This window comes from Collinsella aerofaciens ATCC 25986 (assembly GCF_964239575.1).
GTDB lineage: Bacteria > Actinomycetota > Coriobacteriia > Coriobacteriales > Coriobacteriaceae > Collinsella > Collinsella aerofaciens_BQ.
The window spans coordinates 81,647-89,075 of record NZ_CAXSQQ010000007.1 but is presented as its reverse complement, the minus strand read 5'-3'; the positions used below and the strand labels follow the sequence as shown (position 1 = coordinate 89,075).

Annotated in this window: 5 protein-coding genes; 2 read left to right on the top strand and 3 right to left on the bottom strand. The window is 58.5% G+C overall.

The window, feature by feature from the left end; translation table 11 throughout:
• Nucleotides 1-447 precede the first annotated feature (447 nt).
• Together ACESUZ_RS05625 and ACESUZ_RS05620 are read left to right on the top strand one after the other, a co-directional pair.
• The gene (locus ACESUZ_RS05625) at nucleotides 448-3,744 is read left to right on the top strand and encodes a 4-alpha-glucanotransferase (protein WP_373198934.1); all 3,297 of its coding nucleotides are present in this window, start codon (nucleotides 448-450) and stop codon (nucleotides 3,742-3,744) included.
• A gap of 88 nt (nucleotides 3,745-3,832) precedes the next feature.
• On the top strand, nucleotides 3,833-4,069 hold the full coding sequence (locus tag ACESUZ_RS05620; RefSeq protein ID WP_373198932.1) for an FmdB family zinc ribbon protein: 237 nt from the start codon (nucleotides 3,833-3,835) through the stop codon (nucleotides 4,067-4,069).
• A gap of 161 nt (nucleotides 4,070-4,230) precedes the next feature.
• On the opposite strand, the gene ACESUZ_RS05615 is transcribed toward ACESUZ_RS05620, so the two are convergent.
• The 3 genes from ACESUZ_RS05615 to def form a co-directional block, all read right to left on the bottom strand.
• Nucleotides 4,231-5,631 carry an RsmB/NOP family class I SAM-dependent RNA methyltransferase gene (locus ACESUZ_RS05615; protein WP_373198930.1) on the bottom strand — a complete coding sequence of 467 codons (1,401 nt, stop codon included), beginning with the start codon at nucleotides 5,629-5,631 and terminating at the stop codon, nucleotides 4,231-4,233.
• Entirely contained in the window at nucleotides 5,628-6,548 is a 921-nt protein-coding gene (fmt, locus tag ACESUZ_RS05610) for a methionyl-tRNA formyltransferase (protein ID WP_373198929.1), read from the bottom strand. The genes ACESUZ_RS05615 and fmt overlap by 4 nt, the downstream gene beginning before the upstream one ends.
• A 330-nt stretch (nucleotides 6,549-6,878) precedes the next feature.
• Nucleotides 6,879-7,415: a peptide deformylase gene (gene def / locus ACESUZ_RS05605; protein ID WP_373198927.1), complete on the bottom strand. Its 537-nt coding sequence runs from the start codon at nucleotides 7,413-7,415 to the stop codon at nucleotides 6,879-6,881.
• Nucleotides 7,416-7,429 lie beyond the last annotated feature (14 nt).

The following is a 7,429-nucleotide window of genomic DNA, read 5'->3' as shown; positions in this document are numbered from 1 at the left end:
AGATTCTAGGACGAAGGCCGTTCTTCGTTAAACGGGCGCTAGGGCGTCACCCTTACACCAACATTTTCGACGCGATCTATTGGTTGAACTTATGTATTAAAAAGAGGGCCGGTTTACTACGACAAAATGGCTCCGGCCGACCACAGCGAGTAATCTAAAAAATTGGCAACGCTTCTACCTGCGGTTTTAATATCACCAAAATGACCGTGGTTAAGATCATTCAATTCGTCGTAGTAAACCGAAGTACTTTTGTTTGGCAAAAAATAGTATCAGTCTAGGCTATTTCGGATATCGCGATAATTTGGATGGTAAAACGATTTTCTAGGACAACCGTTCGCCGATGGTAAACGGATGTTGTTTATACAGCCTGTGTACAACAGATATACTTATATCTTGTGCGTAAAGCCATGGCCCGCAGGCCGTGATTCTATTGAACTGGACCGAATTATGAGATTGATTCACAACAGCCGTCTGCCGCAGTTTCGTACTCCGTTTGGCGCTGTGACCACTGGAACTTCCGTTTCGCTCTCGGTGATTTTGGAGGATGCCGACCCCAACCAGGCAACGCTTACCCTGCGTACCTGGGTCGATGATATCGGTGAGTCTCTGTATCCCATGACGCACGAGGGCGACGGCATATTTACCGTAGAGCTTGAGTGCACCGAGCCCTGTCTTATTTGGTACAGCTTTATCTGCAACATCGAGGGCCAGCCCGAGGTCCGCTTGGGTGCACCGCAGGGTCGCACCGGTGGCGAGGGTGTGACCTACGATTACGCCGAGGTCCCGTCGTTCCAGATTACCGTCTACAAGCATCGCGAGAACCGTCCCACCTGGTACGAGCGGGGCATGGTCTACCAGATCTTCCCCGACCGCTATGCCCGCGACGAAAACTGGCGCGAGCGAACGCTGGCCGAAGTTGAAAAACCGCGCAACGGAATCCAGCGCCGCATGGTCGAGGACTGGAACGAACCGCCCGAGTACGAGCGTGCCGAAGACGGCTCCATCAAGACCTGGGATTTTTACGGCGGCTCGCTCAAGGGTATCCAGAATGACCTGCCTCGCATCGCCGAACTGGGCTTTACAGCCATCTACCTCAACCCCATTTTTGAAGCCGCGAGCAACCACCGCTACGACACCGCCGATTACACCAAGATCGATCCGATTCTGGGCACCGAGCAGGACTTTACTGAGCTGTGCGAGGCGGCCGAGAAGCTGGGCATTTCCATCATTCTGGACGGTGTGTTCAACCACACGGGCGACGATTCGATCTACTTTAACCGCTACGGCAACTATCCCGGTGTCGGCGCGTGGCAGAGCGAGGACTCTCCGTGGCGTGATGCGTTTTATTTCCACGAGGACGGCTCGTACGACTGCTGGTGGGGCGTGGGCAATATGCCCGCCATCAATGAGAGCTCCGAACTGGTACGCGAGCGGATTCTGGGCAAGGACGGTATCATCCGCAAATGGCTGCGCGCCGGTGCCCATGGCTGGCGCCTCGATGTGGCCGACGAGCTTTCCGATGACTTCCTGACCGAGATCAAAAAGGCCGTGCTCGCCGAGAAGCCCGACGCGCTGCTGCTCGGCGAGGTCTGGGAAGATGCCTCCAACAAGATCAGCTACGGCCATCTGCGTCGCTATCTACAAGGCTCCGAGCTCGACTCGGCCATGGATTACCCCTTCCGCGACATGGTCATCGGCTTTTTGATGGGCTACAAAAACGCCTACCAAGCAGCCGAGGATATCGAGACCCTACGCGAGAACTATCCGCGTGAGGCCCTGTCTTGCGCGCTCAACCTGCTGTCGAGCCACGACCGTCCGCGCATTATCTCGGTGCTCGGCGGCGGCCCCGACGAGTCGCAGCTGCCCGAGAGTGAGCGCAGCAAATGGCGCCTGGACGAGAACTCCATGGGCCTGGCCAAGAGCCGCTTTTGGCTGGCGACGCTCATGCAGATGACGTTCCCGGGCGTTCCCTCAATCTATTACGGTGACGAGTACGGCTTGGAGGGTCTCACCGATCCGGGCAATCGCCGCACCATGCCGACCAAGGAAAACCTGCACGACTTCGATACGTTCGCGATCGTCAAGAATGCCTCGGCCGTGCGCCGCGCGCTGCCGTTTATGATCGATGGCGAGATCAAGGCCTTCGCGCTCAATGACGAGGTGCTGGCCTACAACCGTACCGGTATAGACGGCGAGTCCGCGACAGTCATCATCAACCGCAGCCTGCGCAATTCGCATCGTGTGACGATTCCGGCGCTCGGCGAATGCGCGAGCGATGTTATTAGCGGTCACGAGTGCGAGATCCACAACGGCACGGTCACGCTCGATCTTTATCCGCTGGGCTCGTCGATCATCTATCACCATGCCGAGCAGCGCCTGCAGGAGCCGCTCGACCACGGTGCGGGTGTTGTGTGCCATATCACATCGGTGCCAACCGACGACGGCAAGCCCGGTACGATCGGCGCGCCCACGCGTCGCTTTATCGACCATCTGGCCGCCATGGGCATGCGCTACTGGCAGGTTCTCCCCGTCAACCCCACGGACTTCTTCCGCTCCCCTTACGCCGGTCCTTCGGCCTTTGCAGGCAATATCGACCTGCTACCCGAGAGCCACGAGGAGCTGGCCGCCGACTTTGAGACCTGGATGGCCCGCGGCGGCGAAGATGCCGATCCGTTGTACACCGCGTTTAAACATCGCAATGCCGATTGGCTCGAGAAGTACAGCGTCTATATGGCCGTTAAGAAGTACTTTGAGGGCGAGACGCGCCATGATTGGCCGGCAGATGTCGCGCGCTACAACGAGCATCTGATCGACGACAAGCGCTTCCACGACGAGGCCGAGCTTCAGGCGTACATGCAGTACCGCTTTGACCTAGCTTGGTGCGAGCTCATGAACTATGCGCACAAGAAGGGCATCGAGGTCATCGGCGATATCCCGATGTATGTCTCGGACGATTCGGCGGATGCGTGGAGCGAGCCCGAGAACTTCTGGCTGTCCGATACCGGCAAAGCGATTGAGATTTCCGGCTCGCCGCCCGACAACTTTGCACCCGAGGGCCAGGTGTGGGGCAACCCGACGTTCCGCTGGGACCACATGAAGCAGGACGGCTATAGCTGGTGGATGGATCGCCTGCGCCGCGCGTTTTCGCTCTACGACCGTGTGCGTCTGGATCACTTCCTGGGCTTCCACAGCTACTTTAGTATCCCCGCAGGTAAGGCCTGCGCCGACGGGCGTTGGCTGGCAGGCCCGGGCAAGGACCTGTTCCAGACCGCCTATGACGAGCTGGGGCCGCTCAACTTTATCGCCGAGGACCTGGGCTACCTGACGCCCGGCGTTCGCGCCATGGCTTCGACTTGCGGCTTCCCCGGTATGGACGTACTGGAGTTTAGCGATTACGACGTTCGTTGCGGCGTGCACCCTACGCCCGGCAAGATTCTGTACACCTCGACGCACGACACGTCGACGTTGGCCGGTTGGTGCACGCGTTCCTTTGCGGGCGGCGATGAACCGAGCGGTGTTGAGGTGGCGGCCAAGCTGATGGGTGACGCGCTGGCAAGCGATGCTCCCCTCGTGATGATGCCGCTGCAGGATGTCCTGGGGCTTGGCGACGACGCGCGCATGAATGTTCCGGGCGTGGCCACGGGCAACTGGACCTGGCAGGCTGACGAGGCGGACATTGCAGCCGCCGAGAACAAAACCGCACAGCTCCTGCGCAACAACCATAGATTCTGGGGCGAAGCGTGATAAAACCCCCGATATAGGGTACAGTTACAGACGTTTGAATTTTTGCGGGCAGAGTAATCTGCCCGCTTTGTGCTGAAAAGGAAGTATTATGGCGCGCTACGATTACAAGTGCTCGAGCTGCGGCAAGTTGTTTGAGGTTGAGCATCCCATGTCTGAGACTCCCGAGGTCGTGTGCCCCAGCTGCGGTGCCCCGGCGGCCAAGACGTTCTCGGCCAGCGGCATTAAATTTGAGGGCAGCGGTTTCTACAACACCGACCAGCGAAGTGGCGGCTCCAGCACCAGCGCTACCAGCGGCTGCTGCGCCAACTGCCCGCATAACCACTAGGAACTACGCGGCCCTGCGATCAACATTGATCGCGGGGCTATTTCTTTGCTCTATGGGTAGCTAATCAAGCTACCCAGGTTTCCTTGTGAGTTGCGGTGAAATAAGGACTGTTTGGCGGACAGAAGCGGCGTTTCAATCCCTATTTCACCGCAACTTAGTCGTTACTTGCGGACCAGTCTGGCGCAGAAGTGGCCGTCGTAGGAGTCGGCGTTTACCGGTACGCTTTGGAAGAGGCCTCGATCGTTCTGGCGTACGGAAACGAGCTTCTTGGCCTGATCGAACTCGGGGAGTTGCAAAATCTGAGCCTCGGAGAGCGGTGCGATGCTAAAGTCGGCGCCCTCGGGAGAAGCCAGGAAGGCATCCACGCCCTGCGTGTTCTCTTCATCAAAAACCGAGCAGGTGGCATAGATGAGCTCTCCACCGGCGGCCACGCGCGCAGAAGCCTCCTTAAGCATCGTCAGCTGAAGCTTGGGTAACTCGGCCGTCACATCATTCTCGGTTAGGCGCCACGGGATCTCGGGATGACGGCGCATGGTGCCGGTGCCCGAGCACGGCGCATCGATAAAAACCGTGTCGAACTTAACCGGCTCGCCAAGCATGGCATCAAACGATGTGAGCACCTCATCAAGCTCGCAGGCATCACCCGAAACCATACGAACGCCCTGAATACCGGCCTTATGCAGGCGAGCGAGATTCAGATCGCACTTGCGATCATGCAGATCGAGCGCCGTATGCTGACGCTCATAGCCCGCACGCTTGGCCTGGCACATCATCACATAGGTCTTGGTGCCACGACCGGCACCAATCTCAAGGCAGCTACCAGGGCGCGTGGCAGCTGTGGCGATAAGCTGCGCATTGAGATCAGATGCCACCGCGGCAGCACGCTCAAACACACCCGAAGCAACGGTAACCTGGGCATCAACCGGGGCATGGCAACCTGGGAAGACAGGCGCGACGAGCTGCGAGATATACGGATCGGGCTTGGTCGCAAAGGCGTTCTCATGCAGGGCCAGCGGCGCGGGGGCCAGATTGCCGGCAAAGTTAAGCGCACCCTCGGGCGTGTCAAACGATGCCATAATGCGAGCGCAAAGCCAACGCGGCAGTCCCATCAGGCGCGACAGACGGACCAAGCGTCGCTCAGACTCATCCACATCGGACGCAGTAGCAAAGTCCTCAACGTTGTCCGCGACCTTATGCAGTACGGCATTGGCCAAACCTGCGGCAGACTTAGCTCCACTGCGCACCAGCTCAACACCCTGACTTACGGCAACGCGGCCAGGCGTATGCAGATAGAGCATCTCGAAGGCCGAGATACGAAGTGCCATTCGCACACGAGGCGCGACCTTTTTGGGCTTATCGAGAAACTGGTCGAGCAGCTCATCCAAAATACCCTGCGTGGCGGCCACACCCAGCGCCAAGCGGGCGGCAAAAGCGGAATCGCGCTGGTCAATAGCCTTAGCCGATGCGCGAGAGGACAGCACGTCGCGCGCATACATGCCGCGGCGATCGGCCTCCATTAGCACATCGAGCGCAAGCTTGCGCGCGGGAGATAGCTTGCTCATGACAAAACACCCCACGAAAGATCGACGCCCTGCAGGCCAGCAGCCCAAGCAGAAGCGGCCATAGCACGCTTGCCATCAGGCTTAACCTCGAGCAACTCAACCGTGCCATCGGAAAGACCGAGGTAAACACGCTTGTTTTTAACGTCAACAGTGCCCTCGCCAAGCGACACATCAGCCGGCGCAGCATCGAGCACGCGCACGGTCTTGCCGGCAATCACGCAACGAGCAGGCGCGGTATCGGACGAAGCGAGCACATGACGCACACAATCGAGCGCAGCCATCTGCGGATCCAGACGCATCTCCAGCTTGGAAATCTTGGCAGCATGGGTAACGAGCGCCCCATCCTGCTCGGTCCACACGGCGGTGCCATCGGCAAGCGAAAGAAGCGTATCGGCAAGCAGTTTGCCACCAAGCTCACCAAGCTCCATGGTCAGCGCCTCAGCATGCTTACCGGCAACCGACGTGGAAGCCTGAGCACAATAAGCACCAGTATCGACGCCATGCCCGATGCGCATGATAGAAACGCCAGCAACCTCATCACCAGCGAGAATCGCACGCTGAATAGGAGCAGCCCCACGCCAACGAGGCAGCAGCGAAGCATGAACATTCACAGTGCCGAGCGGCGCCATACGCAAGACCTCATCAGGCAAAATACAACCATAGGCAGCCACACAGAAAATGTCAGCCTGGGCAGCCTGGAGCGACTCAACAACCTCGGCCGTCATACGATTAGCCTCAACAACCGGCAACCCCAGCTCAAGCGCCTTGGCCTTAACAGGAGAAGGCTCCAGCTTCTTGCCACGCCCACGAACAGCATCGGGACGAGTAATAACAAGCGCAATCTCGTTACCAGCCTCAACAAGCGAAGTCAGCGAAGGCACAGCAAAATCAGGCGTACCCATAAACACAATACGCATAAAAGTTAGTCTCCTCTCAATAACGAGCCGAGACGGCTACAAAAAAGCGTTCCAGGTCACAAGCGCACCCAGCCGCAAGAACAGTTCAACAAAGACAAATATACCCACAACCAAAGAAAGAGCCGCATAAAAGCAGCCCTCCCAACAAAGCACCTATCAGCGAAGACGCCCCTCCCTGGCCCGACGGCACCCGGGCGAAACGAAGAGCGACAACGTAGTCCCTGGGATGGGGCCCACACATATCGTCCCGTGCGCAGTTTCGCAGCGCAGCGAGAATGTTTGAGCACGGGATGATATGTGTGGGCCCCATCCCAGGGACGGACAATTAACCTATTCGGTCTCGCCCGGTCGAGCGCCGCGGGCCAGGGCGTCCTGGTACTCCTTGACTGCCTTGAGCCTCTGCATCGGCTTCAGTCGCTCGAACATGGTATTGCCGTGCAGATGGTCGATCTCGTGCTGCAGGCACACGCAGAACAGGTCGCCCGAGGCCTCATAGCGAATCAGGTTGGCGTCCAAGTCGTACGCCTCGACGATAACATGGTCGGGACGCTCGATCTCACAGCTAATGCCGGGGATAGACAGGCAGCCCTCGCTAAACGGCACCAGATGGTCGCTCTGCTCAACAATGACGGGATTGATGAGCACGTACGGGTCGTAGTCGTTCTTATCGCTGTAGTCGCAGTCGATAGTAACGAGTTGGATGAGCTCGCCGATCTGCGGGGCAGCCAGACCGCAGCCGCCGTTCTCGAACATCATCTTCTTCATCTTCTCGGCAAGCGCCTCGATCGCCGGGGTGATTTCCTCGATGACGGCGCACTCCTGGCGCAGACGAGGGTCGGGCGACAGTACGATTCCGTTGGCTTCCATGGCCATCCTTTCTG

Coding starts and splice junctions, on each gene's coding strand:
- ACESUZ_RS05620 (WP_373198932.1), top strand. CDS start 3,833: ATGGCGCGCTACGATTACAAGTGCTCGAGCTGCGGCAAGTTGTTTGAG.
- ACESUZ_RS05625 (WP_373198934.1), top strand. CDS start 448: ATGAGATTGATTCACAACAGCCGTCTGCCGCAGTTTCGTACTCCGTTT.
- def (WP_373198927.1), bottom strand. CDS start 7,415: ATGGAAGCCAACGGAATCGTACTGTCGCCCGACCCTCGTCTGCGCCAG.
- fmt (WP_373198929.1), bottom strand. CDS start 6,548: ATGCGTATTGTGTTTATGGGTACGCCTGATTTTGCTGTGCCTTCGCTG.
- ACESUZ_RS05615 (WP_373198930.1), bottom strand. CDS start 5,631: ATGAGCAAGCTATCTCCCGCGCGCAAGCTTGCGCTCGATGTGCTAATG.